Origin of the sequence: uncultured Sphingomonas sp. (genome assembly GCF_937859915.1) — a bacterium.
Taxonomy (GTDB): Bacteria; Pseudomonadota; Alphaproteobacteria; order Sphingomonadales; family Sphingomonadaceae; genus Solisphingomonas.
Genome location: NZ_CALMAW010000053.1, coordinates 65,593 through 91,370, shown reverse-complemented (window position 1 = coordinate 91,370; position 25,778 = coordinate 65,593). Strand labels below are relative to the sequence as shown.

23 protein-coding genes and 3 pseudogenes are annotated in these 25,778 nt (G+C 68.4%); 8 read left to right on the top strand and 18 right to left on the bottom strand.

What is annotated here, in order from left to right; all coding sequences use genetic code 11:
- Positions 1–195: 195 nt before the first annotated feature.
- Positions 196–777, top strand: coding sequence for a pseudouridine synthase (locus tag Q0326_RS07700; protein ID WP_298688823.1), 582 nt, complete (start codon positions 196–198; stop codon positions 775–777).
- A 220-nt stretch (positions 778–997) separates the two neighbouring features.
- Positions 998–1,828 carry a 23S rRNA (adenine(2030)-N(6))-methyltransferase RlmJ gene (gene rlmJ / locus Q0326_RS07695; protein ID WP_298688821.1) on the top strand — a complete coding sequence of 277 codons (831 nt, stop codon included), beginning with the start codon at positions 998–1,000 and terminating at the stop codon, positions 1,826–1,828.
- Positions 1,829–2,379: 551 nt separating this feature from the next.
- On the opposite strand, the gene rsgA is transcribed toward rlmJ, so the two are convergent.
- From rsgA to Q0326_RS07665, 6 genes and pseudogenes are all read right to left on the bottom strand, one after another.
- Positions 2,380–3,378, bottom strand: coding sequence for a ribosome small subunit-dependent GTPase A (rsgA, locus tag Q0326_RS07690; protein ID WP_298688818.1), 999 nt, complete (start codon positions 3,376–3,378; stop codon positions 2,380–2,382).
- Positions 3,379–3,548: 170 nt separating this feature from the next.
- Entirely contained in the window at positions 3,549–4,433 is an 885-nt protein-coding gene (locus Q0326_RS07685; RefSeq protein ID WP_298688816.1) for a LysR family transcriptional regulator, read from the bottom strand.
- A gap of 251 nt (positions 4,434–4,684) precedes the next feature.
- Complete coding sequence (locus tag Q0326_RS07680) at positions 4,685–6,073, bottom strand: MFS transporter (protein ID WP_298688814.1); 1,389 nt, start codon at positions 6,071–6,073, stop codon at positions 4,685–4,687.
- Positions 6,070–6,561, bottom strand: coding sequence for a sarcosine oxidase subunit gamma (locus tag Q0326_RS07675; RefSeq protein WP_298688812.1), 492 nt, complete (start codon positions 6,559–6,561; stop codon positions 6,070–6,072). The genes Q0326_RS07680 and Q0326_RS07675 overlap by 4 nt, the downstream gene beginning before the upstream one ends.
- Positions 6,554–7,732, bottom strand: a complete 1,179-nt coding sequence (locus Q0326_RS07670; RefSeq protein ID WP_298688809.1) for an aminomethyltransferase family protein — start codon at positions 7,730–7,732, stop codon at positions 6,554–6,556. Before Q0326_RS07670 ends, Q0326_RS07675 begins: the two co-directional genes overlap by 8 nt.
- Positions 7,733–7,793: 61 nt before the next feature.
- A pseudogene (locus Q0326_RS07665) lies at positions 7,794–7,922 on the bottom strand (hypothetical protein); the annotation flags it as partial.
- Between Q0326_RS07665 and Q0326_RS07660 the strand changes: the two are divergent.
- Positions 7,911–8,297, top strand: coding sequence for a hypothetical protein (locus tag Q0326_RS07660; protein ID WP_298688807.1), 387 nt, complete (start codon positions 7,911–7,913; stop codon positions 8,295–8,297). The pseudogene Q0326_RS07665 and the gene Q0326_RS07660 sit on opposite strands and share 12 nt — an antisense overlap.
- Positions 8,298–8,438: 141 nt before the next feature.
- Here Q0326_RS07660 and Q0326_RS07655 read toward each other — a convergent pair.
- The 7 genes and pseudogenes from Q0326_RS07655 to Q0326_RS07625 form a co-directional block, all read right to left on the bottom strand.
- Positions 8,439–9,326: pseudogene (locus Q0326_RS07655) on the bottom strand (2Fe-2S iron-sulfur cluster-binding protein); the annotation flags it as partial.
- A 38-nt stretch (positions 9,327–9,364) separates the two neighbouring features.
- A complete protein-coding gene (locus Q0326_RS07650) occupies positions 9,365–9,628 on the bottom strand; it encodes a sarcosine oxidase subunit delta (protein ID WP_298688805.1) in 264 nt (87 codons plus the stop codon).
- A pseudogene (locus Q0326_RS07645) lies at positions 9,628–10,883 on the bottom strand (sarcosine oxidase subunit beta family protein). The gene Q0326_RS07650 and the pseudogene Q0326_RS07645 overlap by 1 nt, the downstream one beginning before the upstream one ends.
- A complete protein-coding gene (locus tag Q0326_RS07640; protein ID WP_298688803.1) occupies positions 10,880–12,028 on the bottom strand; it encodes an FAD-binding oxidoreductase in 1,149 nt (382 codons plus the stop codon). The pseudogene Q0326_RS07645 and the gene Q0326_RS07640 overlap by 4 nt, the downstream one beginning before the upstream one ends.
- Positions 12,021–13,439: an NAD(P)/FAD-dependent oxidoreductase gene (locus Q0326_RS07635; RefSeq protein WP_298688802.1), complete on the bottom strand. Its 1,419-nt coding sequence runs from the start codon at positions 13,437–13,439 to the stop codon at positions 12,021–12,023. Before Q0326_RS07635 ends, Q0326_RS07640 begins: the two co-directional genes overlap by 8 nt.
- Positions 13,436–14,695 carry a cystathionine gamma-synthase family protein gene (locus Q0326_RS07630; RefSeq protein ID WP_298688800.1) on the bottom strand — a complete coding sequence of 420 codons (1,260 nt, stop codon included), beginning with the start codon at positions 14,693–14,695 and terminating at the stop codon, positions 13,436–13,438. Before Q0326_RS07630 ends, Q0326_RS07635 begins: the two co-directional genes overlap by 4 nt.
- Positions 14,692–15,894, bottom strand: coding sequence for an aromatic ring-hydroxylating dioxygenase subunit alpha (locus Q0326_RS07625; RefSeq protein ID WP_298688799.1), 1,203 nt, complete (start codon positions 15,892–15,894; stop codon positions 14,692–14,694). The genes Q0326_RS07630 and Q0326_RS07625 overlap by 4 nt, the downstream gene beginning before the upstream one ends.
- Positions 15,895–15,963: 69 nt before the next feature.
- On the opposite strand from Q0326_RS07625, the gene Q0326_RS07620 reads away from it, so the two are divergent.
- Entirely contained in the window at positions 15,964–17,040 is a 1,077-nt protein-coding gene (locus tag Q0326_RS07620) for a LysR family transcriptional regulator (RefSeq protein ID WP_298688798.1), read from the top strand.
- 40 nt (positions 17,041–17,080) lie between these two features.
- On the opposite strand, the gene asd is transcribed toward Q0326_RS07620, so the two are convergent.
- Positions 17,081–17,950, bottom strand: coding sequence for an archaetidylserine decarboxylase (gene asd, locus Q0326_RS07615; RefSeq protein WP_298688796.1), 870 nt, complete (start codon positions 17,948–17,950; stop codon positions 17,081–17,083).
- Positions 17,951–17,982: 32 nt separating this feature from the next.
- Here asd and Q0326_RS07610 point away from each other — a divergent pair, with 32 nt between their 5' ends.
- Together Q0326_RS07610 and Q0326_RS07605 are read left to right on the top strand one after the other, a co-directional pair.
- Positions 17,983–19,482: an aminotransferase class III-fold pyridoxal phosphate-dependent enzyme gene (locus Q0326_RS07610; RefSeq protein WP_298688794.1), complete on the top strand. Its 1,500-nt coding sequence runs from the start codon at positions 17,983–17,985 to the stop codon at positions 19,480–19,482.
- Positions 19,400–19,636 (top strand): hypothetical protein, encoded by a 237-nt coding sequence (locus Q0326_RS07605; protein ID WP_298688792.1) that lies wholly within the window; start codon positions 19,400–19,402, stop codon positions 19,634–19,636. The genes Q0326_RS07610 and Q0326_RS07605 overlap by 83 nt, the downstream gene beginning before the upstream one ends.
- A 146-nt stretch (positions 19,637–19,782) precedes the next feature.
- Here the strand turns inward: Q0326_RS07605 and Q0326_RS07600 are convergent, their stop codons facing one another.
- From Q0326_RS07600 to Q0326_RS07590, 3 genes are read right to left on the bottom strand one after another with little or no spacing between them, the layout of a single operon-like run.
- The gene (locus Q0326_RS07600; RefSeq protein WP_298688790.1) at positions 19,783–19,962 is read right to left on the bottom strand and encodes a hypothetical protein; all 180 of its coding nucleotides are present in this window, start codon (positions 19,960–19,962) and stop codon (positions 19,783–19,785) included.
- Positions 19,959–20,429 carry a hypothetical protein gene (locus Q0326_RS07595; protein WP_298688788.1) on the bottom strand — a complete coding sequence of 157 codons (471 nt, stop codon included), beginning with the start codon at positions 20,427–20,429 and terminating at the stop codon, positions 19,959–19,961. The genes Q0326_RS07600 and Q0326_RS07595 overlap by 4 nt, the downstream gene beginning before the upstream one ends.
- On the bottom strand, positions 20,429–21,076 hold the full coding sequence (locus Q0326_RS07590; RefSeq protein WP_298688786.1) for a methyltransferase domain-containing protein: 648 nt from the start codon (positions 21,074–21,076) through the stop codon (positions 20,429–20,431). Before Q0326_RS07590 ends, Q0326_RS07595 begins: the two co-directional genes overlap by 1 nt.
- A 233-nt stretch (positions 21,077–21,309) precedes the next feature.
- On the opposite strand from Q0326_RS07590, the gene Q0326_RS07585 reads away from it, so the two are divergent.
- Both Q0326_RS07585 and Q0326_RS07580 read left to right on the top strand, forming a co-directional pair.
- Entirely contained in the window at positions 21,310–22,251 is a 942-nt protein-coding gene (locus Q0326_RS07585; protein ID WP_298688784.1) for a UDP-2,3-diacylglucosamine diphosphatase, read from the top strand.
- A gap of 10 nt (positions 22,252–22,261) precedes the next feature.
- A complete protein-coding gene (locus tag Q0326_RS07580; RefSeq protein WP_298688782.1) occupies positions 22,262–23,284 on the top strand; it encodes a glycosyltransferase family 1 protein in 1,023 nt (340 codons plus the stop codon).
- A 183-nt stretch (positions 23,285–23,467) separates the two neighbouring features.
- Here the strand turns inward: Q0326_RS07580 and Q0326_RS07575 are convergent, their stop codons facing one another.
- Complete coding sequence (locus tag Q0326_RS07575) at positions 23,468–25,765, bottom strand: TonB-dependent receptor (protein WP_298688780.1); 2,298 nt, start codon at positions 25,763–25,765, stop codon at positions 23,468–23,470.
- Between the last annotated feature and the right edge of the window lie 13 nt (positions 25,766–25,778).

Genomic DNA, 25,778 nt, shown 5'->3' with positions numbered 1-25,778 from the left:
GCGCGCTAAGCCGCGCCTTACTCCGGCACCCTAGCATCGTCGATTGACGGATGTTTGGGCCGATCACTCAACGGCCGACCCTAGCTGAAGCAGGAAAGCCGATTGTCGGCTTCCGAGTGATGCTAGCGGGCGCTGCCTCTCCAGCTGCGGTGTGAGCCTAGAGACATAGCCGCAACCGACCGATATGAGCCCAGGATGGCTCGGCTGCTCCTGTTCAACAAACCCTCCGGGGTCTTGTCGCAATTCACCGACCGCGGATCGCCAACGGTTCGGTCGACCTTGTCGGACTTCATTGCGGTAAAGGGCGTCTACCCCGCCGGCAGGCTCGATCGGGACAGCGAGGGCCTCCTGCTGTTGTGCGACGACGGGCGGCTGCAGGCGCGGATTGCCGATCCACGCTTCAAGCTGCCCAAGACCTACCTCGTGCAGGTCGAGGGCAATCCGCAGGAGCCCGATTTGGAGCGCCTGCGGCAGGGCGTCCGGCTCAAGGATGGCATGACCCTGCCGTCCGATGTGTCCCGCATCGACGAGCCCGCCCTGTGGCCGCGCGATCCGCCGATACGCCAGCGCAGGGCCATCCCCGACAGCTGGTTACAAATCACGATCCGCGAGGGGCGGAACCGGCAAGTGCGCCGAATGACGGCGGCGGTCGGGTTGCCAACCCTAAGGCTGGTGCGCTGGTCGATCGGCGACTGGGCTGTCGCCGGTATCGCGCCGGGCCAGTTCGAGGAACGGTCTAGTCCGGACGAGAGCAGCAGTGGCACGCATGACCGATGACGCAGTGTGGCCAGCGAGGTTGAGCCGGTTGGCGAGGGTGCGGATCAAGGCCCCACCGTCCGCCGTTGCCGCCGCTCATGTGACTAGAGGTCGCACAGAAGGCCTTTGACGCTTTCCGCCTGACCCGTACGAGCGCCGGATTGGTTGCTTCCATCGTTTCGCGTTCGGGGCTTCCCCCCGCAGTTCGTTCAAAGGCCAATCGGCAGGGTTTTCGACTCCAATGAATTATCGTCATTCCTTCCATGCGGGCAACAGCGCCGATGTTGTGAAGCATAGCCTCTTGATCGCTCTCGTCCGGGCCTTGCAGCGCAAACAGGGGGCGCTGACCCTGATCGACACCCATTCCGGTTGCGGGCTCTACGACCTTGACGGCGATCAGTCGCAACGCACCGGCGAGGCCACGCAGGGCGTGCTGCGGATCTTTGCCGACGCGAACCCTTTGCTCAACGACTACCGCGCCGCCGTGCAGGCGGTAAACGTCGAGGCCGAGCCGCAGCTCTACCCCGGATCACCGCGCATTCTCGCGCAATGTCTGCGGCCGGAGGACGTTCTGATCCTCAATGAGAAACATCCCGAGGACGCCCGGGCCTTGCGCAGCGCGATGCGCGGCACAGCCGCTGCCGTCCATGAGCGCGACGCCTATGAGCTTTGGCTGGCGATGCTCCCGACCCGCACCGGGCGCGGCGTGGTGGTGGTCGACCCTCCGTACGAGCAGACCGACGAACGCGCCCGTAGCACAGCCACCCTTGCCGCCGCTTATCGCAAATGGGCGCATGGCGTGACGGTGATCTGGTATCCGCTGAAAGACCCCGCGACGCATTGGCGGTGGAAGGAACAGTTACGTACGCTCGGCATCCCCAAATTCTTGACCGTGGAGCATTGGCTGTATGACAGGGTTCAGCCCGGCCTCTACAACGGCGCGGGTCTTTTCATCGTCAACCCGCCATATGCCTTCACACAAGCGCTGCCGCCTCTGTTGGAAGCCCTCCGCGCCGCGCTGGCGCTGGAAGGGCATAGCGGCGAGATAACAGCTGAGTGGCTGGACGATTAAACTAACCTCGCATCGCTGCCTTGTCCCGAAGGAGGAATTACGGATCGCCTGATTCAATCGACAGACTCCGCTGCGGCTGGCGTTCTCTCAGGCGGCGCTGAACGACTGACTGACCGCTAGCTGCCGCAACTGGATAGGATCCACAACCGGCCATTCTATTGCAAGCCAGCCGTTTTCTAGAACCGGACATTGGTCCATCTAGGTTTCATAAGCAAAGTTTGACCTGCCTTGCTGTCCTATACCCGCTGCCATCCGGACGACGATGGCCGCTACAACGTCGTCATCGGGCCCTATGGCTATTCTGACTCCGGGCGGGTGGTCTCGACGACCTGATCACCCGCGACAGCGCCTGACGATGCCCTACGATCACATGATCCGGTCCCGTCCGGCGATTCGCGATAGACACGATGGTCGCGGCCGACATCGAACGCCGTGAACTAACGGTGCGCACATCAGGGCGTCTCGGCGGTCTCGCCGGCGGCCGGCCGGCGCCGCTGGGCAGGTAGGACAATACGCGCTGGCAGGGTTTGGTCAACAACCCCAAGCGCGCGTCACCGAGAACGCCGCGCCGCGCGTCGTACGGTCTCGACACGGTCCTCTGCGGCAAGCTTGCGCCAACGGTCGAACCGGCTCGCCGTCAACGTGCCGTCGCCGATCGCTGCCCTGACCGCGCAGCCCGGTTCGCGCTCGTGGGCGCAGTCCGAGAAGCGGCACTGTTGTGCGACGAGCAGAAAGTCGTCGAAAACCTCCGATATGCCGGCGGCCGCGTCGGACAGCTGGAGTTCGCGCATGCCGGGCGTGTCGAGCAGCCAGCCGCCAAGGGGAAGGCGATGCATTTCGCGCACCGTCGTCGTGTGCCGCCCGGTATCGTCGCCAGCCCGGATCGCCTGGGTCGCGATGCTGTCCGACCCTCGCAGGCTGTTGACGAGCGTCGACTTGCCGACCCCGGAGGAGCCCAGCAGCGCGACGGTGTCGCCCCTGCCGCACCAGGCCGCAAGACGCGCTACGCTGGCCGGATCCCGGCCGTTGACGGTTTCGACGAGCAGGCCCGGCTCGATGGCGCGCGCAGCGGCGGCGAACCCGTCTGCGGCATCGGTCAGGTCGGTCTTGGTGAGGACAACCACGGGATGGACATCCACCTCCCGTGCCAGGACGAGATAGCGTTCCAGCCGCGCAACGCTGAAATCCAGATTGCACGAGGCGACGATGAACAGCGTATCGATGTTCGCGGCGATCATCTGCGACTTGCGCGGATCGCCCGGCGCACGGCGCGTGAACAGGTTGATCCGGGGGAGGACGCGCACGGCTTGCAGCGTGTCCGCGTCGATCAGCAGCCAGTCGCCGACCGTCGGATGATCGTCCTGTGGTCCGGCACCGGCGATATAGGGCACGATCGAATGCCGTGACCCCGCGCCGGCGACATCGATCTTGCCGCGATGCACCGCCATCACCCGGACAGGACGGCAGGCCGCCGCCTCCTCGTCCGAGACATGCGCGCTGAACGGCGCCTTCCACCCCAGGTCTTCCAGGGTCTCGTTCGTCGCGATCATAAGGCGGCAACATCTTTCATTGGCGTCCACTCGGCCGATCGAAGGTGAGCACCATGCCCGACTCCCATCATCATCCCGCCGACATACACCCAAAACGTCGAAACAGGGCGGACAGCATTGCGGGATCCGGATGCGAACCGCATTGAGCCAGCATCCGACAACACCGCTCGCTACGCAGCGGGTCGCGTCCCCAGCAGGAGCGGCTGTGCGGTCGCCACCTCGCCGCGAAGCCAGCCGATGAATGCCTCGATCCGCGCCAGCCGCCGCATGTCGCGGTGCACGACGAGCCAGAACGACCGCTTGATGTCGGCAACGTCGCGCGTGACGCGGACGAGCGCGGGCAGCGCGTCTCCGATGAAGCAGGGCAGGATGCCGCACCCCGCCCCGCTCGCAATCAGGCTGGCCTGCGCATTGATGCTCGAACTGCGAAGCGAGGGCTCCAGCTGTCCATCGACCTCGGCGAGATAGCGCAGTTCGGGGGCGTAGATCAGGTCGGGAACATAGCCGATCAGCCGGTGCGCGCGCAGCGCCTCGATGCTGTCGATGGCACCGGTCACGCGCAGATGATCGCGCGCGGCATAGACGCCCAGCCGATAGTCGGTGAGCTTGGCCGCGATCAGCGGGCCGCCGCGCGGCCGCGCGAGCATCACCGCGACGTCTGCCTCGCGGCGCGAAGGATTGAGAAAGCCGGTCGAGGCGATCAGGTCCACCGCGATGCCGGGATGCGCGGCCGCAAATCCGGCAAGCCGCGAGGCGACGAAATGCGTGCCGAACCCTTCCGAGACACTCAGCCGGATCGTGCCTGACAGCGCCGCCCCTTCGCTTGCCTCCTGCTGAATCGCGCGTGCTTCGACTTCCATGGCCTCGGCATGCGCGAGCAGTCGGTGGCCGGCATCGGTCAGCATCAGGCCGGCGCGACCATGTTCGAACAGGCTTGTACCCAGAGCGCGCTCCAACCGTTGCAGCCGCCGCGACACGGTGGTGGCATCATTGCCGACGGTCTTGGCTGCCGCCGCCGACGATCCTGACGCCGCAAGCGCCAGGAATATCCTCATGTCATCCCAATTCACCTCTGCGGCCATACGGCAATTCTACAGAAGCTGAATGAAAAAGCGCGCGGCTGCAGGCAGCAATGCCGAGGCTGCGGCGAACAAGGGATCAGGCGGGGCCGGTCCTCGAACGAGGCCACGAGGATTCGGGCGGGATCGCGTCGGCCGGCGCACGCACACATTGACCCTCATGGTCCGCGGCCCTGCCGACTCTTCCGCGCGCGCCGAGCCGATCGTCTTCGTGGTGAGCAAGGCGGTCATCCGCGCTTCCGGACAATGGCCCCGTCAGTCCCGCCGGCCGCGCCCGCGACCCCCGTTTCGCCGTCGCGGAGTCGGCGGTCATCCGCGTCATAACTCCGCACGCTCGCACCATAATGATAGGCTGCCCAGAAACCGGTCAGCGACAGCGCAAGCAGTGCATAGCGCAACGACTCGGCATTGCTATGCAACCGCCCCGACAGATGGTCGCTGATCGCGCCTACGACGAGCGGCGCGACGATCAGATTGGCGACATTGGCGCACAGCAGGCTGATCGCCATGCCCTGCGCGCGCATCGAAGGCGGCAGGAAGTTGAGCAGCAATGCCATTTGCGGCCCGGTATAGAGATAGACCGCCGGCACGACGAGCCACAGCATCGCGGTCGCGATGCGCAGCGAATGCGTCCAGTAGATCGCGAAGGACGGGATCGTCGAACAAAAGACGATCACGGCGAGGAAATAGGCGATGCGCCGCGGCTCGCGCATCGCCGGCAGCGCAAGGACCGCACCCGTCGCCAGCGTCGCGGCAATCCCGGCCCACAGATAGATCGTCCCCACACGTGCCCCCGCCTCGGCGGCCGTCAGACCGTAGGCGCGCTGCAGGAAGGTCTGCGTCCAGTACATCAGCCCCCAGCCCCACAGGCAGATCACCGTGCCGGCGGCGTTGATGTGCCAGACCGACCGATGCGTGCACAGATAGCGGATCGTGTCGCCGAGCGGCGCCTGCCGGGTCGCCGCCGGCGCGATCGTCTCATAGCGGCCCCGGCGCGGCTCGCGGATCGTCAGCAGGACGAGCAGGCCAAGCAGCACGCCCGGCGCGCCGAGCACCAGGAAGGCCGACCGCCAGCTATGAAATTGATCGACGATCCGGCCCGCGACGGTTGATCCGAGCCACGCGCCGAGCGGCGAGCCCAGCGCAAAGATGGTCAGCGCCAGCGCGCGGCGATCGCGTGGAAAATAGTCGGCGATGATCGACGTCGAGGGTGGCGTGCCGCCCGCCTCGCCGACGCCGACGCCGATCCGGATCGCCATGAACTGCCAGAAATTCTGGGTCAGCCCGAGCAGCGCGGTCATCAACGACCACAGCATCATCGCTGCCGAAATGATGTTGCGCCGGTTCGCGCGATCCGCGAGCTGCGAGATCGGCAGGCCGACCAGAATGTAGAACAGCGCGAGCGACACGCCGGTCAGCCAGCCGACGCCGGTATCGGTCAGGTTGAACTCGCGCCGGATCGGCTCGAGCACGGTCGAGACGACGTAGCGGTCGGCGATGTTGAGCGCATAGACCAATCCCAGCACCGTCACGACATACCAGCGGGCGGCGTCGGGCCGAGGCGCCGTCGCCGCGGCGACTTCGGGACCGGGCAACGTCGCTGCGGCTGGGGTCATGTGGATCCGATCGGCGCCATGGGCAAAGCAGGAGATACGCTGACGCTGTCGGCACCGATGGCGTTGCGCCACAAATCGATGAGTGCCGGGGCGTAGCTCGCCGCGCAATAGACGTCGCAGCGATCCTCGCCGGTGACCGCGATCCGCACCGCGACATGATGGAGGACCGTCGCGGCGACGGCACCCGGACCGAAGCCGGGATCCTCGGCGTCGAACAGTCCGGCGACCATCAGCAGGCCGCGCCACCCCGGCCCGGTGATCGTCGCACGGACCAGTCCCCCACCGATCGGTGCTAAGGCGCCGCGATCGGCGATGGCCGCTTCAAGCTCCGCGCCGCGGTCGGCGGCCCCCAACAGCCACCAGCGCCGCGGCTCGACCTTGAGCATCGCGATGCCGCCGATCAGGGTCGTCGCATCCGCGTCGCTCCACAGGTCGAGCGCGATCACGTCGCCGGCGGGCGCCACCGCAATGGTCACGCGGTCAGCCACGGTAGCGCGCCCCTTCCGGATCGTAGAACAGCGGCGCGGTGACGGTGACGGCGACATCCATGCCCCGCGTCGGCGAGGTGGCGATCAGACGCGCGCCGAGGCGGCTACGGCCGCCGGACAGCAAGGCGAGCGCTATCCCGCCATTCCCCAACACCCGCCCCGCCGCCGAGGTGACATGGCCTTCAACCCGCGCCCCGGTCTCGGCGACCAGCATCGCACCTTCGGGGATCGCCTGCGGCGCCTCCAGCCCGACGAGCTGCAGCCGATCGGGGGCTGACAAGGCCGGTCTCCCGAGCGCCTGCGCACCGACATAGCCGCCCGCCTTGCGCAACATGCGGTCGAGTTGGAGGTCGTGCGGCGTCGTGCGCCCGTCCGCCTCGGCGCCAATCACAATATGCCCTTTCTCGATTCGCAAGAATTCGAGCGCCTCGAGGCCGTAAGGGCAGCCGCGCCGTACCCCGGTCGCGCGATCGAGCGCATCCCACACCGGGCCGGCCTCGACGCCCGGCGCATAGACTTCGAAGGCGCGCTCGCCGCTGTAGCTGGCGGCGAGGATCAGGACGCGTACGTCCGCGATCGACGCCTCGGCAAGCCCCATATGCGCCGGCGGCGGCTCGCCGGTCAGCCCTTCGAGAATGTCGGCGGCGAGCGGCCCGGCGAGCGCGATCCCCGCGAAATGCTCCTGCTGCGCCACGACGGAAACCCGCAGATGCGGTGCGAGCACGCGGTGGACATAGCTCAGATGCGCCTCCATCCGATCCGCGCCGCCGGTCGAGCTGGTCAGCAGATAGCGCGTGTCGCCCAGCCGCCAGACGGTGCCGTCGTCCATCACCATGCCGTCCTCGCGCAGCATGAAGGTGTAGCGGCCGCGCCCGACGCCCAGCTTCGCGACGCCGGTCGCGCAGACCATCTCGAGCAGCGCGACGGCGTCGGGTCCCGACACCGCGAACTTTGCGAGCGTCGAGACGTCGACGATGCCCGCGCGAGTCCGCACCGTGCGCGCCTCGCGGACCGCCGCGTCGTGCAACGATTCGCCGACGAGCGGATAGGCGCGCGGCCGGTGCCAATAGCCCAAAGGCTGCCAGATCGGTGCCCGCGCCTGATGGCGGTCGTACAGCGCGAGCCGGCGGGAAGGCGCCGCATGGCCGCCGCCATCGGGCCCGGCCAGCACCCCCCAGCGTCACAGGCGTGAACGGCGCGCGGAAGGTGGTGAGGCCGGCCTGCGGGATATCGACACCCGCCGCCGAGGAGAGCCGCGCCAGCGCCGCCATGTTGCTGGTCTTGCCCTGGTCGGTCGCCATGCCGAGCGTCGTATAGCGTTTGAGATGCTCGACCGAGCGATAGCCCTCTTGCCACGCCAGATCGATGTCGGCGGCGGTGACGTCGTTCTGGAAGTCGATGAAGCTGTGCTTGGGATCGGCAAGGTCCGCCGTGGTCGCGGCGATCGGCGAGACCTCGCCCGCGGCGGCGCCGACGCTGCTGATCGCCTGACGCGATGCGCCCGGCACGAACGCCTGGATGTCGGCGCGCCAATCGAGCGTGCCGCCGGCCTGGCTGTGCAGGTGGACGACCGGGGTGAAACCACCCGACATCGCGAGCAGATCGGCGGCGAACCGCTGCCGGATGCCGCCGATCTCGGCCTCTACGGTGGCGAGATGGTGGCTGCGGCCACGCGTCGCGACCGGCGACGCCTTCGCGAAAACCGGAAAGCGCGTCGCGGGCGTCGCGTCGCGTGAATCGAGGATCGCGACGACCTCGCCGCCCGCCGCCGCGACCGCCTCGGCGGTGGCATAGGCGTTGTCATTGTTGGTCGCGATGACGACGCGCCGGCCGGGTAGCACGCCGAAGCGCGCGATATAGGTGCGCACCGCCTGCGACAGCATGACGCCCGGGCGGTCGTTGCCGGCAAAGGTGAGCGGCCGCTCGATCGCGCCGGTGGCGAGGATGATGCGCTTGGCGCGGACGTGCCACAGGCGTTGCGCCGGCCGGCCAGGCGGAGGCACCGCACCGGGCTCGACGAGACGCTCGACGAGCGTGACGAAACCATGATCCCAGACGCCCGTCGCCGTAGTGCGCGTCAGCACGCGGACATGGGCGGGCAGACCCGCCACCCCCTCCCCGTTCGTGTCGAGCAAAGTCGAGACACCCGGCGCCCCGCGTGCGGCCGGTCCCTCGACGGCGCTCGGGACGAACGGGGATGAGGCGCTCACATCGCCGCCCAGCACGCGATCCTGCTCGACCAGCATCACCCGGCCGTCCGCCGCCGCCGCCGCCGCGCGCCCGGCCGATCCGCCACCGACGACGAGCACGTCGCAGAAGGCGGCGCGATGTTCGTAGCGGTCGGGATCGGCCGCGGTCGGCGCCCTGCCCATGCCCGCGGCGCGGCGGATGAAGCGCTCGTAGACCATCCAGCGCGACGGCGGCCCGAAGAAGGTCTTGTAATAGAATCCCGCCGGCAGGAATCGCGCCGCCAGCCCGTTGAGCGCGCCGAGATCGAAGCCCAGCGACGGCCAGCGATTCTGGCTGCGCGCCACCAGGCCGTCATAGACGAAGACGTCGGTGGCCTTCGTATTGGGTTCGGTGCGGCCGCCCTCGCCGACCGTGACCAGTGCGTTGGGTTCCTCGACGCCCGCCGCCATGATCCCGCGCGGCCGGTGATATTTGAAGCTGCGCGCGACCAGTCCGATGCTGTTGGCGAGCAGCGCCGCCGCCAGCGTGTCGCCGGGCCGTGCGCGCAGCGGCCTGCCGTCGAAGGTGAAGCGCATCGTCGCGCTTGCGTCGTCGCCGATCCGGCGCGGCCCGGTCACGAATGGATCGCCGGATCGAACGCGGCGACGCTGGCGATCTCGTGCGTCTGCCGGTGGCGATGCAGGACAAGCCATTGCCGGCAGCCGAACCCGTGCCGCCACAGCTCGTCGTCAAAGCCGCGCGGATTTGCCCGCGCGTAGAGCCGCGCCACCGCCTCGTCTTCGGCCATGTCGAGCGTGACGATCGAGTCGAGCGTGCGCTCATAGGCGAACTCGGCTTGCGCGCGCGGACCGCAATGGGGGCAGTCGATCCGCATCATCAGCGCAGCTGCGGCATCGCGCCGACCCCCGCTTCGTCGATGGTCGCGCCTCGGCAAAACGATCGAGCGCGAACGGCGCGGCGAGGCGGTGCGCAGCCCCCGTCGCGAGCAGATGCGCGTAGACGAACCCCGAGCCGGGCGTCGCCTTGAACCCGCCATAGCACCAGCCGCCGTTGAGATAGAGGCCGCCCACCGGCAGCGCCGAGATGATCGGCGAGCCATCGAAACTCATGTCGGTGGTGCCCGCCCAACAGCGCGCCATCCGGAGCCGAGACAGCGCCGGCACCAGTGCGATCGCCTCGGCCGCGGCGCGCTCGATCCGTGGCGGCAGGCCGCGCTGCGCATAGCTCGGGAACTGGTCGGGGTCGCCGCCGAGCACGATGCCGCCCTTGTCCGATTGGCTGATATAGCAGTGCAGCGACTGCGACATGATCACCGTGTCGATCATCGGCTTTACCTGCTCGGTGACGAAGGCTTGCAAGGTCTGCGCTTCGATCGGCAGCGTGATGCCGGCGAGCGCCGCCACCGGCCCGCTATTGCCCGCGACGCAGATACCGACCCGCCCCGCCCCGATCTTTCCTCGCGACGTTTCTACACCGGTGACGCGGCCGCCCGACTGGACGATGCCGGTCACCTCGCAATTCTGGATGATGTCGACGCCGAGGCTGTCCGCCGCCCGCGCATAGCCCCACGCCACCGCATCATGCCGAGCGGTCCCGCCGCGGCGCTGGATCAGCCCGCCGTGGACCGGGAAGCGCGCGTCGGGCGACATGTCGAGCAGCGGGACCAGCTTGCGGACCTGGTCGCGCGTCAGCAACTCGGCGTCGATCCCGTCGCATCTCAGCGCATCTCCGCGCTGCGCCAGCACCGTCATGTCGCTGTCCGAATGGCCCAGGAACAGCGCGCCACGCGGCGAAAACATGACGTTGTAATTGAGTTCGTCGCTCATCCCCTCCCACAGGCCGAGCGCGAAATCGAACAGATCGTGGAGCGGCTTCTGGCGGTAGTTGGAGCGCACGATCGTGGTGTTGCGGCCGGTGTTGCCGCCGCCAATCCAGCCCTTCTCGAGCACCGCGACATTGCGGATGCCGTGAACCTTGGCGAGATAATAAGCGGTCGCAAGCCCGTGCCCGCCGCCGCCGATGACGATCACGTCGTAATGCGTCGTCGGTTCCGGGTCGCGCCACGCCCGGTCCCAGCCGCGCTGCCCGGTGAGCCCGGCCTTGAGCAGTGCGAGCGCCGAATAGCGCGTCATGCCGCCCACCCGCGCCGTTCGCGCCAATCCGGCTCGAGCGTCGCAAAGCGCGCGAGGCCGAGCTTGGCGATGTCGGCGAAGGAGCAGACGCCGTCGACGACGAGATCCCGGATCGCATGGCCGCTCGCCGGCGACAGGCCGAAGCCGACCCCCGACATCGTCGCCACCGTGACGTTGCCGGGATCGCGCAACCGGTCGAGGATCGGCCGACCGTCTGGCGTATTCTCGACGATGCCGGCCCAGGAGCGGATCACGTTGAGACGCGCGGCCTTGGGAAACATCTCGGCGACGCGCCGCGCGAGATTGCGCGCCAGCGGCGAGACCGGACGGTCGGCTGGTCCGTCGGGGGCAGTCGCGATCCACTCATGCGGGCCGCCGCCGAAGGCGAGATTGCCGCGCAAGGTCTGGCGTCCGTAGAGCCCGTTGCCGTCGACCCCGCCGATCGCCATCATCGGCGCGGGCTCGGTGACGATCATTTCCGCACGCGCCGCGGCGACCGGAAGGTCGATCTTGAGCGGCGCGAGCAGCATGCCCGATTGCGGCCCCGCCGCGACGACCAGCGCGTCGCACGCGATACGACCGCGCGGCGTCTCGACCGCGACGACGCGCCCGCCCGCGGTCGCGATGGCGAGCGCCGGGCAATGCTGGAGAATTCGCCCGCCCAGGTCCTGCAGCGCCCAGGCATAGGCCTGCACCGTGCGCTGCGGATTGGCGTGGCCGCCGAAGCGCAGGTGGATGCCGCCGAGACAGGTCTCGTCGGTCAGCGGCACCGCCGCCTGCGCCTGCCGGCTGTCGAGATCGTCGACCCGATAGCCCATCGCGCTGCACATCCGGCCGACCGCGCGATAATGGTCGAGAAGCGCCGGATCGCGCTGGATGATGATCCGCTCGCGGACATATTCGGTCGGATAGCCGAGCAGATCGTCCATCTGCGGCCACAGCCGCTGCTCCTCGGCGAACAGCGGGCTCTGGTAGTGCGACGCGCCGCCGCCGTTGCGGCCCGAGGCCTCCCAGCCGACGATCCCCTTGTCGAGCACGACGACGTCGATCCCCGAGCGCGCCAGCCACCAGGCGGCGCTGAGCCCGGTGACGCCCGCACCGATCACGACGACCGATGCGCCCCTGGGCGTGTCCGCCTCAGACATGCATGGTGCCGCCGAGCCCGGAGACGTGCTCCGCCTCCTCGGGGGTGCCAATGATCGCATAGGGCGTCCACTGCGTCGGGATGCCGAACCAGACGTCCCAGCCCGCGGTCATCGCCGCGCTCTCCTGCCAGTCGGCGAGCACGCCGAGCGGTACCGGGCGGACCGGCGTCCGCACCGTCGCGACGGGCACGCGGTCGAGCGGCACGCCCTGCTGCTCGGCAAGCAGGCAGGCGACCTGCTCGCGGCATCGCCGGCCCTGACAGACGCCCATCCCGGCGCGGGTCAGACGCTTGATCTGGTCGGGATGCGCAGGGCCATCGTTCAGCAGGCTCGACAGCGAACGCGCCGCCATCGCCACAGGGCGGTCGAGATAGCGCGGCGGCTGAACGCCGATCAGGTCGGCACGCGCCACCGCCTCGCACTGGCAGACGATCGTCTCGGGCGGGGCGTGGCGGCCGACTGCCGCCGACCAGGCCTGGAGATAGGCGGGGTCGGGGCGCACGACGCTGGCGCAGTCGCCGACGCGCGTGATCGTCTCGCCCGGCGCTACTCCGGCAGCCTCCAGCAATTCGGTCGCCGGGATCGCACCGATCGCGAGCAGCAGCGTATCGCAATAGACCTCGACCTGCCGCTTATTCGCGACCGCCGCGAGCGTGACCCGGTCGACACCGTCGATCCCGCCGTCCGCCGCGACGATCGTGTGGCCGAGAAACAGCGGAACGCCCGCGGCACCCACCCGCTCGGCAAGCGCCGACGGTCCCTGCACCGCCTCGGCGACCTCGACGATACCGAGCACGGCGATGCCGTGCGCCAGCGCGAGCAGCGCGGTCTCGAGCGCCAGCGCGCCCGATCCGGCGATCAGCACGCGGCGGCTGGCCAGCGCGTCGTAGCGGGTCAGCAGCGCGGCGAAGCCCTGCGCGCCCATCACGCCCGGCCGGTCCCACCCCGTAAAGCCGAGCACGAGGTCGCGCGCGCCCGTCGCCAGCACGAGGCGGTCGAAGCCGATCATCGTCGCGCGCTCGGCGTCGGCGATGCCGAGCATCGGCGCGGGCAGAGCGCGCATCGCCGGGCCGTTCACGTACAGACCCCAGGCGGCGGTGCCGAGCCGCACGTCGACCCCCGCCTCGATCGCCGTCTCCAGCGCCGGATTGCTGGCCACGATCTGCTCGATCATGCGCGCGGGCTGCTGCACCGCCGCCGTCATCCGCCCGCCGTAGAACAGCGGCACGTCGGTGCCGATCAGATCGCCGCGTACCGGATTCTCGTCGACGAGCAGCACCGTGGCGCCCTCGGCCGCCGCCGCGATCGCCGCCGCCGTCCCCGCCGCGCCCGCGCCGACCACGACCACGTCGAAGCGCGCGTCGGGCGGCAGCAGTTTACCGTCGATCGCATGGACGTCGACCGCCGTCATATCGCGTCCAGCGCGCGCGACAGGTCGGCGATCAGGTCGTCGACATGCTCGATGCCGACCGACAGCCGCAGCGTCGCATCGGTGATGCCGCCGGCGAGACGCTCCTCGGGCAGGATCGCATAATGTGTCGTCGTCGCCGGGTGCGTGATCAGCGTCTCCGAGCCGCCGAGGCTGACCGCGAAGCGCAGCAGCCGCAGCGCGTCGAGGAAGCGGAACGCCTCGGGCTCGCCGCCCGTCACCGCGAACGAAAAGGTCGATCCCGCCGCCCGGCACTGGCGATCATAGACCCTGCGCTCGGGCGTGCCCTCGGCAAGAAAGCCGAGATAGGTGATGCCGGCGACCTTGGGATGGTCGCGCAGAAATTCGGCGACGTGCCGCGCATTTTCCATCGCGCGTTCGGCGCGCAGATGCACCGTCTCCATCGAACGCAGCAGCAGCCAGCTCGTATAGGGATCAAGGTGGCTGCCGAGCGTCGTGCGCAGCAGCCGCAGCGGCTGGATCAGCGCCGCCCTGCCCGACACCCCGCCGGCCAGCAGGTCGCTGTGGCCGCCGCAATATTTGGTGAGCGAGGTCAGGCACAGATCGACGCCGAGCGCGATCGGGCGCTGCATCAGCGGCCCCAGCAGCGTGTTGTCGATCACGACGAGCGGGCGCACCCCCGTCCGCACGCCGATCGCATCAGCGAGCTCGACGACCATCGCGATGTCGACGATGGCGCCCGTCGGGTTGGCCGGGCTCTCGATCAGGATCAGCTTCAGGGGCCCGCTCGCAAGCGCCCGCTCGGCCGCCGCCATCATGTCGGCCCGGTCACAGCCATCGGCGAACGTCGCGGCATGAACGCCGAATTCGGGCATCAGCCCGGTATAGAGACCGTTGGTGCCGCCGTAGATCGGCCGGCTGAACACCATGCTGTCTCCGGGCCGCAGATGCGCAAGCGCGATCGCGCTGTGCGTCGCCATGCCGCTGTTGAACACCGCCGCGGCCTCGGCGCCGTCCAGTGCGGCGAGCCGCGTCTCGACCATGTCGAGATTGGGATGGCCGAGCCGCGCATAGATGTGCCCGGGGCGACCGACCTCCGGGCCGGTGCCGTCGAAATAGGCCTGATGAATGTCCTTGGCCTGGCGCGCCGAGGCATAGGCGAAGGTCGAGGTCATGTAGATCGGCGGCTTGGCGGCGTTGGACGCTTCGGCTGGCTCATAGCCCGCCCGCACCGCCAGCGTCTCGGGGTGCAAGACCGGGTCTTCGGCCGCGCTCATGCCGCCATCCCGTCGAGATAGGCGGCGGCGGTCGCGCAATACCAGTCGACGAAGCCGAGCGTCAGCGACTCTGCCTCGGTGCTGTACGGCCCCGGCCTATAGCCCGGCGACAGCACGCCGCGCTGGTTGTTCTCGGCGAATTCCTTGTCCTGCAGGTTGGTCTGCGTCCACAAATGGGTGAGCGTCTCGATGTCATAGTCGACGCCCTCGACGGCATCCTCATGGACCAGCCATTTGGAGACGACGTGCGTCTCCAGCGCCGAGACCGGCATCGCGGTGAAGGCGAAGCTGTGATCGGCGGTCGAATGGCAGAAATTATTGGGTTCCAGCGCCCAGCGCAGCGATCCGGTATCGCCGCCACCCGCCGCGCACATCAGCTTGGCGACCGCGAAGCCACCATCGGTGGTCATCGCCACGGTGCCCGGATTGAGCGGGAAGCGCACCGCCTGCCACCAGTCCTCGCCTTCCGGCCCCATCGGCATGCCGAGCGCGGCCATCCGTTCCTCGAACGCTCGCGACTCCTCGAGATCGCCGAAACTGGCCGACACGCCGACCGGGAAGGTGCGGGCCAGCTCGGGATGGCCGCTGGCGCAATGATAGCATTCGCGGCCGTTCTCCATCACCAGCTTCCAGTTCGCCTGCTCGACCAGCGTCGACCTATAGGCGAGCTTGGCGTGCGCGAGATCGTGGGGGGCAAGCAGCGGTGTCAGCGTGCGACGCATCGTCTCGATGTCGGGCGGCGTCTCGGCGAGGCAGACCAGCAGCGCGCCGGCGACCGCGGCGACATGCACCGGCCTCAGCCCGTGATCGGCCTTGCGGAAATCGTCGGGCATGCGGCTGGCGGCGAGCAGCCGGCCGTCGAGCGCATAGGTCCAGCTGTGATAGGGGCAGACGATCCGCGCCGCATTGCCGCTGCCTGGCGCACACAGGATCGAGCCGCGATGGCGGCAGCTGTTGTGGAAGCCATGGAGTTCGCCGTCGCGGTCGCGCACGATCAGGATCGGCCAGCGCCCGACGGTCAGCGCGAGATAGTCGCCGGGCTTGCGGACCTCGGCCTCGAAGCCGGCGAACAGCCAGGATCGGCCGAACACCGCCGCCATGTCGAAATCGAACACGGCGTCTTCGACATACAGGCCCTGGGGCAGCGAATGCCCTGCCGGCCGCGCCTGCAGCAATGCCGCGATATGCCCGAGGTCCACCAGAATCTCCCGACGAGGCGATGGCGCAGGTGACATGATCGCGGGCGTCTGTGGAAATCGCATTTCGGCATGGCGGCATATCGAATAGTCCAGCCGCCGGAGCAGGCCCGCCGTGCGCCGCCGGCGCCAGGTTGCGTCGCCGCACGAAACGCGCTGTTATCGCGGCGACCACGACATCCGGGGGCAACGATCATAGCCAGGACGCAACCCGTCGATGCGCGCGCAAACCGGCGCTGGCTGCCGCTCAACGCCCTGCGCGCGTTCGACGCGGTCGGGCAGCGGCTGAGCTTTACCGCGGGGGCGCAGGCGCTCAACGTCTCGCAGAGCGCGGTCAGCCGGCACATCATCAGCCTCGAGGAGCTGCTTGGCCACAAGCTGTTCGATCGCTCCGGCCCGACGCTGGCGCTGACCGCAGCCGGTTTGGCACTGCTACCCGAGGTCAGTCGGTCGTTCGACCGGATCGAGCAAACGTTGAACGCGATCGGTCGCGATCCGCACGCCGGCCGCCCGATCAGCCTCCACGTGCCTCCGTCGCTGCTGCAGCAGGTCGTCATGCCGATGCTCCAGGCCTTCCACGCCGCGCATCCCGACATCCGCATCGACATTTCGAGCTCGACGGCGATCGGCCTGCCCGGCGCCGAGACCGACATGGCGATCGTGTTCGACCGGCCAAGCATCGATGACCGCGTCACCGATCTGCTGTGGATGGTGCGCGTCGCGCCGGTCTGCTCGCCGCACACCGCGGAACGGCATCAGGGCAAGCCGCTCGGACAATTCCTCGCCGACAACCACCTCCTGCATGTCAAGCTGGACTGCCAGCCCCGCGGACTGTTGTGGAATAGCTACGCCAACCAGTGCCGGATCGCGCTCGATGTCGATCGCGGTCTTGCTTTCGAAACCAATTTGCTGGCCGTCCACTATGCGATGCATTCCGATGGCGTCGCTCTCGCCGATATCGACATGTTCGCGCCGGAGCTCGCAGCGGGCCGGCTCAGCGCGCCCTATGATGCCGTGATCTATGACGGGTTTGGCTATTATCTGAAGTTGCGGCCCGACGATTTGTCCGATCCGGCGATCAGCCTCGTCAGGCGCTGGCTGATAGCCCGTTTCGCCGAGCGCCGGACGGGTCAGGCGAACGGCGGATAATCTCGCCACCGACGGCCTGCGCTCGACCGTAGGCGCGCACCTACAGGATCCGGCGCAGCAGTGGTTGACCGGTGCGGATCGATCGCCCGTCGGCGATGCCATCGGCCACCGCGAAGCCCGGCGGCACGAACATGATGATCGTCGAGCCATGCTCGAACCAGCCCATCTCCTCGCCCTTGGCGATCGGCTCGGCGCAGACGATGCGGCGCGGCCCGCCCTCGCGCAGCGCCTTCTCCGTGTCGAGGAAGGCGAGGCGGATGCTCGCGACCAGGATCGCGGCGACCGGCACCAGCAGGATCGGTTCGCCGCCGGCGGCAAGCCGCGCTTCGATCACCGCGCGCTCGTTGCGGCAGAACAGCCGCTCGACGCGCTTCAGAGCGATCGGGTTGACGTTCCAGCAGTCGCCCGAGAGATAGGTTACCGCGTCGACCTGGATGTCGTGCGGCGCATGGAAGCGGTGATACATCGCCGCGGTCAGCCGCAGCGTGACGAAAGTGCCGTCGCGGAAGCGCTCGACCACCGCCGGGTCGGGGATCAGCTCGCCGAGCCGATAGGGGAAGCCCTTGACCTGATAGAGCCGATCGCCGTCGATACGACCGTGCGCGCCGACGACCGCGTCGCACGGGCTGGCGAGGATATCGGGGTCGGGATCGGCGGGCCGCGCACCGGGCACGAGTGCGCGCGTAAAGGCGTCGTGGAGGCTGGCGAAGCGCGGCGTCGCGGCATCGGACAGGTCGACGTCCGAAAAGAAGCGCCACGCGCGGATCGAGAGATCGCGCAACAGCGGCTGCCGGATCCGGCTGAACCGCCCCATCGCCTGCGTCGCGAGACGACGCGGCAGGCGGTTGGTCAGCAGGAAATTGACATCTTCTTGGAGCAGCAATCGCATCAGGCGGGCGCGCACTGTCATGCGCGCGTCACGCGCTTGGGGTGGAGAGAGGCATGACCATCCTGCTCTTCACCGGTCTCGCCGGCGCCGCCGGCCTGGGCCTCGCCGCCACCAAGGGCCGCACCCGCCTCGCGCTGTCGCGTGCCAAGCACCGGTCGCTGACCGGGCATGTCCGGATGGGCAAGCGCGTCGCCGGGCTGATCCCCTTTTACGACTATGGCGAGGACCGCTTCTTCCGCGCCGACGATGCCCCCGACGCCGTCGCCGCGCAACGCCGCGCCGGCTTCGCGGGGCTCGCGGCGCTCTATGCCGAACGCTACGCCCGGACGCGCGCGCTGACGGCGGAGACACGCGCGGGCCTGTCCGACCTGCAGTTCACCGGCACCTACCGCGTGCCGTTCCAATTCAGCCGGATCGTCCGCGAACATCTTGGCACGGGCGCGTTCCTCGAACGCTCCGATGGCCCGGTGGTGACCGATCTCGACGGCAATCGCTTCCATGACCTGACCGGCTCCTATGGCGTCAATCTGTTCGGCTACGATGTCTACAAGCAGACGATCGCCGAGGGGATCGCCTCTACTGCTGCGCTCGGGCCCGTGCTGGGCGCCTATCATCCCGTCGTCGCCGACAATGTACGACGGCTCAAGGCGATCTCGAAGCTCGACGAAGTGTCCTTCCACATGTCGGGCACCGAGGCGGTGATGCAGGCGGTGCGGCTGGCGCGCTATCATACGCGGCGCAAGCGCGTGGTGCGGTTCGCGGGCGCCTATCATGGCTGGTGGGGCGACGTGCAGCCCGGCATCGGCAACCCGATCGCCGCGGACCATACGCTCACGCTCGCCGAGATGTCCGAGGCCACGCTGCGCGTGCTTTCGCACCGGCGCGACATCGCCTGCGTGCTGGTCAATCCCTTGCAGGCACTGCACCCCAACAAGGGCGCGCCCTCCGACGGCACGCTGGTCGACAGCAGCCGCGCCGCCGGCTTTGACCGGGAGGCTTACACCGACTGGCTGCGCAAGCTGGCGGCGGTGTGCCGCGCGAGCGGGATCGTGCTGATCTTCGACGAGGTGTTCGTCGGCTTCCGGCTTGGCGTCGGCGGGGCGGCGGCCTATTTCGGCGTCGCGCCCGACATGATCACCTATGGCAAGACGCTGGGCGGCGGGCTGCCGGTCGGCGTGCTGTGCGGGCGCGCGGCGCTGATGAAGCTGGCGCGACGACCGCCCGGTCGACATCTGCTTCGCGCGCGGCACCTTCAATGCGCATCCCGCGGTGATGGGCGCGATGGACGCCTTTCTGCGGCGGCTCGAGACGCCCGAGGTCGCGGCGCTCTACGACGGCCTCGATGCCCGCTGGGACGCGCGCGCGGACACATTCAACACACGGATGGCGGCCGAAGACCTGCCGGTGCGCGTCGCGCATCTCTCGACGATCTGGACGGTCACCTATGCGCTGCCGTCGCGCTACAATTGGATGCTGCAATATTATCTCCGCGCCGAGGGGCTGGCGCTCAGCTGGGTCGGCACCGGGCGGCTGATCTTCAGCCTCGACTATGACGACGCTGCCTTCGCCGAGGTGGTCGAGCGGTTCGTCGCCGCGGCGCGCGCGATGCGGGCCGACGGCTGGTGGTGGCAGGCGCCGGGGGTGACGAACAAGGCGCTGCGCCGGCAGGTGCTGAAGGAGACGCTGCGGGCGAAATTGGGACGTTGACAAGCTTTTCGTAACCACCCGTTCGTCCTGAGTAGCCATTGAGCGAAGTCGAAATGGCGTATCGAAGGACTGGCCCGCCACGCCACCATCCTTCGATACGGGCCTTCGACTGCGCTCAGTCCCTACTCAGGACGAACGGTGGTTTTTTAGGCTGCGATCCGATCGTGTTCGTCGATCCGCTCGCCCTTGAGCAGCCGGACCGGCGCGCTTTTGTAGATCTTGAAGTCGTTGAACGGGTCGGTGACGATCTTGGTCGCCCAGACGATCCCGGTCTCGATGTCGCGCTGGACGAACAGCTGAAGCGAGCGGAAGACGATCGCGCTCACGCCGAGCCCAGCCAGCCGATCCCGACGTGGCGCAGGGTGCCGACGAAGCCGGTCGGCGCCTCGAGCGTACCGAACAGGCTCGGCTCGAGCACGAGCACGATCGGCACCGCCGCCCAGATGCTCATCAGTACCCATTTGCGGAACAGATTGTAACCGACCTTCACCTCTTCCTTATAATGGTGGGTGACCTGGTTCTCGTGATCGTAGCCCTTGGGCTCGAAGAAGAAGTGGCCGGCCTGGCGGCTGGTCATCGCGACGCCCCAGGCGAGCAGGCTGGCGATCGCCGGATCCCTGAACAGCAGCGCATAGGCGGTGAGGAAGGTGCAGGCGCTGACGAAGTGCAGCGACTGGTTGACCAGGCTGTGATGATAGAAGCGATGGTCGTCCCAGCGCTGCTCGGCGAGCTGCGCGCGGAACCCCGCCGACCCGTCGTCGGCCTCGAACTGCAATTTGCGGAGCGCGGGCATCAGGCGTTCCCTTGTATCGCGTCGTGCTTGGCGTAGCGGACCAGCGAGAAATGGCCGAGCGGCGGCAGCGCGCGCTTCTCGACCAGGGTGACGTCGCGGCGGTCCTTCGCCCAGTCGGTATAGAGTTCGAACGGGAAGTCGGTGCGGAAGCCCAACCGGCTGGTGACCGGCATCAGCCCCTTCTCGATCGTCTTGCGGATGCCCGCCTCGGCGCCGACGCGGGTGGTGATGATGATCTCGCCGCCGGGCTTCACGACGCGCGCGAATTCGTCGAGCGCCCGTTCCGGATTGGGCACCGCCGAGACGACATATTGCGCGACCACGACGTCGAAGCTGGCGTCGGCGAAGTCGAGTGCCTCGGCGTCCATCACCGCGATCGCCTCGACATTGGCGAGACCGAGCTTGCGGACGCGCTGGCGCGCCTTGGCCAGCATCGGCTCGGAGATGTCGACGCCGTAGAGGCTGCTCGACGGCGAATAGCCGGGCAGCGAGATGCCGGTGCCGACGCCGACCTCCAGGATGCGCCCGCCAAGCCGCTCGGCGGCGCGGATCGCGGCGGACCGGCCCTGTCGGAACACCGGCCCGAAGACGAGATCATAGACCGGCGCCCAGCGACCATAGGCCTGCGCCACGCCATCGGTGCTCATTTGCGTTGCCATCGCTCGCGCTACTCCTGTGCCGGGCGCGCGGCGCACAACAGTCCGCGCCGCCTATTCGAGCGGGTTTCGCAGTAGTGCGTTTCAGTTCGACGACAGCATCAAGACAAAGTGACGACGACGCAAGCGTAAGAAAGATGTCATCGCCGCTTCGCCCAATCGTCTTGATCGATCGATATAGCAAATGCACCGGACGGCCCCGCCGTCGCAGACCGGAGCAGTGCATGGCCCCGACCACGCAGCCGATCACCGCGCGCAGCGATCCCCGCCCGCGTCGCCCCGTCGCGCGCAAGGCACCCTTGCCTGCCTGGCTCGGCGAGGCCGAGCCGCGCGACCGCCATGCGCCGCGGCTGCGCTTCCGCACGGTCTTCATATCGGACACGCATCTCGGCACGCCGGGCTGCAACGCCGCGCTGCTGCTCGATTTCCTCAAGTCGATCGAGTGCGAGACACTGTATCTGGTCGGCGACATTGTCGACGGCTGGCAGCTGCGCAAGGGCTGGTACTGGCCCGCCGCGCACAACGACGTCGTGCGCTGCGTGCTCAAGATGGCCAAGCGCGGCGCGCGCGTGATCTATATTCCCGGCAACCACGACGAAGCCTTTCGCGACTTCACCGGGCTGCATTTCGGCGACGTCGAGCTGTTGCCCGAGGACATCCACGTCACCGCCGACGGTCGCCGCCTGCTCGTGCTGCACGGCGACCAGTTCGACAGCGTCGTGATGTACGCGCGCTGGCTCGCCTTCCTCGGCGACAGTGCCTACACGATGCTGCTCAAGAGCAACGCGCTCGTCAACGGCGTGCGCAAGCGCTTCGGCCTGCCCTATTGGTCGCTCGCCGCGCATCTCAAGAAGCGCGTCAAGAATGCGGTCGCGTTCATCTCAAAATATGAGGAGGTCGTGGCGCAGGCGGCGGCCGAACGCCATGTCGACGGGGTCGTCTGCGGGCACATCCATTCCGCCAAGATCCGCCAGTTCGGCGCGATCACCTATTATAATGACGGCGATTGGGTCGAGAGCTGCACGGCGCTGGTCGAACATGCCGACGGCACGATGGAGATCGTCGACTGGGCCGAGCGCCGTCGCGAGGAGGTGATGCGCGAGCGGGCGGCCGCCGCGAAGCCGGTCGCGACCACGCCCATTATCGTCGATCCGATCCCGGCATGAGCCTCGCCCGATGAGGATCGCACTGGTCAGCGATGCCTGGGCGCCGCAGGTCAATGGCGTGGTGCGCACGCTGACGACGACGGTCGCGCGGCTGCGCGCACTCGGCCATGCGGTCGAGACGATCACCCCCGACCAGTTCGCCACCGTCTCCTGCCCGACCTATCCCGAGATCCGCCTCGCGCTGCTCGCCGGCCCCGCAATCGCGCGGCGACTGGCGGCGTTCGGCCCCGAAGCCGTGCACATCGCGACCGAGGGCCCGCTCGGCTGGGCGACGCGGCGCTGGTGCCTCGATCGCGGCTTCCCCTTCACCACCTCGTTCCACACGCGCTTCCCCGATTATCTGGCGATGCGCACCAAGCTGCCCGCCGACTGGTTCTGGCCGCCGGTCCGCCGCTTCCACGCGCCCGCCGAACGGGTCTATGCCGCGACGCCGACGCTTGCGGCGGAATTGCACCGCCGCGGGCTGGCGCGCACGCATCGCTGGTCGCGCGGCGTCGACCTGACCCTGTTCACCCCCGACGGCGCGCCGCATCCCGCCTTCGCGGATCTGCCGCGCCCGATCCATCTCCATGTCGGCCGCGTCGCGGTGGAGAAGAATATCGAGGCGTTCCTCGCGCTCGACGTGCCCGGCAGCAAGGTCGTGGTCGGCGAAGGCCCGGCGCTGGCGACACTGCGCGCGCGCTATCCCGCTGTCCATTTCCTCGGCGCCCTGCATGGCGCGCCACTCGCAGCCGCCTATCGCGGTGCCGACGTCCTTGTCTTCCCGAGCCGCACCGATACGTTCGGCCTCGTCATGGTTGAGGCGCTGGCGAGCGGCACGCCGGTCGCCGCCTATCCGGTGCCCGGGCCGCTCGATGTGCTCGACACGCCTACGGTCGGCGTGATGGCGGAGGATCTCGGCACCGCCGTCAGGATCGCGCTGGGCGCCGACCGCGAGGCCTGCGCGACCGCGGGCCGCCGCTACGACTGGTCGGTCTGCACCGCACAATTCCTCGACGGCCTCGTGCCGCTCGCCCAGGCCGTCGCCGCCTGACAGTAGCGACGAGGTCCGATCGCGGACATGTGACCGCATCGTCATGCCCTCGCCGTACCTGATGATGTCGACACCGTGATCGGCCAGGTCGGTTCGAACGGCAGGCGAGTGGATGTCCGTATCTGCGAGACAGGCGCAGCGCGAAGCCATGCGCGTCCATCTCGCCAGAGGCGCGCGTGTCGCTCAGAAATGCAGTGTCGCGCCCAGCCTGATCGTGCGCGGACGCTGCGGCGTGATCTGGCGCGCGGCCAACACGCCGAACGGGTTGCCGAGCGCGAACATGTTGCCTTTCGCATCGAGCAGGTTGGTCGCGTCCAGAGAAAGCGTGGCGCGACCAATCGGCACGCTGGCCCCAATTGCGGTGTCGACATAGCGGCCCTGGTGGAGGTCGAGCACCGGGCCGACGCCCAGTCGCGACCGTCCGACATAGCGTGTCGATGCCGATAGCGAGACCGGGTGGCCGGCGAGATCGACCGACGTGCCGACACCGAGCCGCCCGACGAAATCGGAGATGTTGGGCAGGCTTGCATCCGCTTCGCCCGCGAAGCCCGCGGCGGGCCTGGACAGGCTGCTGTCGTTGACGAACAGCGCACCATCGATCGTCAGCGCAGCGAACGGCCGCCAGCTGCCTTGGGCTTCGAAGCCGATGATGCGGCCCGAGCCGATGTTGGTGGTGTAGGGCAAGCCTGTCGCGTCGATGAGGTCGGCCTGTATATCCGCCCAGTGCGTGTAGGAGACCGCCGCGGACAGACGCAGGCGGTCGTGCGGGGCGCCCCAGCGCGCGCCAATCTCCCAATTCGAGACGCTGTCGCCCTCGAAGCGCTGCGTCGCGGCGCCATCGACCGAAAGGCCGCCCGGCCGGAAGCCTTCCGAATAGCGTCCGTAGACCGACAATAGCGAGTCCGGCTTCCACAGCAGCCCCAGCGACGGCAGCAGAGATGTGGCGTGGCGACGCGGTTCCGCGCCTTCGGTGGGTTTGTCGAGCGTATGGTCGCTCAGCCGCGCATATTCGATCCGCCCGCCCGCGGTGACGAACCAGCGTGACCCCAGGCGAAGCGTGCCTTCGCCGAACAGCGAGGCCTCTTCGGCAAGGTCGCGCGTGCCCGCGATCCGTTCGCAGGTGCCAGGCGGGCCGAGCGTGCGCGTCAGGGTGTCAGCATTGCGGAGCAACTCGACACCCATCACCCAATTGCTGCCGTCGCCATAGCTGCGCGACAGCCGTGTCTCGTTGGTCAGCAGCGTGATGTGGTTCTGCTCCTGATAGCGGAGCGGCATCGCAGGGATCGTGCTGGCATCGTAGGTCGAGTTGACGTCGTGCCGCACGATCGAACTCGCCGACACCAGGAGCGCGGCGCCGATGGCGTGGCGGACGGTCAGACTGCCCAGGCTGTAGTCGTTGTCGAAGGGCTGCGCGATCGCGCTCGATCGTTCGAGGGACGGCAGGCCGCGCTCGGCATATTGACCGTCGCGGCTGTTGATGCCCTGCACCACCCCGCCGAGATCGATCGTCCAGTCCGACGCGGGCTGGTAGCGCAGCGTCGCGCGCGCACCGTCCGTCCTGGTCCGGTTGATATCTGTGAGGCCACGGGAGGGATCGTCGATATAACCGCCGTCGATAGCGGCGTAGGCAACGACGCGCAGCGCAAGCCGGTCGCGCACCAGCGGCAGGTTGACGATCGTCGAGACGTCGCCGCCGGGCGCGCCATGCGCTCCGAGCGATCCGCCCGCGCCGACATCGAGCGAGGTCTGCGATAGGTCAGGCGAGGTCGGCACCAGCCGCACGATCCCGCCCAGCGAACCGGCGCCGTAGAGTGTGCCCTGCGGACCTTCGAGCACCTCGACCGCGGTGATGTCGTAGACCGCAAGATCGGGATCGGGCGCGTTGTAGTTGAGCCGGACGTCGCCAAGATATTGGCCGACCGTCGCCTCGGTCGGGCCGTTGAAGCTTGAATCGGCGATGCCACGCACGAACAGCTTGTCGCGGCCGGGGCCGAGATGCGTCGAGGTCAGCACGGGCACCTGATCGACGAGCGCGTCCGATCCATGCACGCGCCGGTCCGGGCGGATCGCCGCGGTATCGACGAGCGAGACGCTTCCGATATATTGGTTCAGCGACGCGGCGCGCTTGCTTCCGGTCACGACGATGTCGGATATGGAGGCCGCTGCCAATATGCGGGGCGGCGGGGCCGCTGAGCCGACTGGTTTGGTACGGATCCCCTGGCGACGGACGATCCGAAAGGTCTGCGGATCGATCTCGACGTCGTCCGCGTCCGTGCCAGCGAGCAGACGGTGAAGTGCCGCAGCTGCGGTCATCCGGCCGGCAATCCCCGGCACCACAATGTTCGCGAGCGCCGGATCGGTGAGCCCGATGGTGACGTTCGCCTGCGCGCCGATGGCGAGCATCGCCGAGCGCAGGTCGCTCGCCGGCACCGCGATGGCCGGGCGGCGCGCAGCCGCGGCCGGTGCGGCCGAAGCCAGCATCGTCATTCCCGCC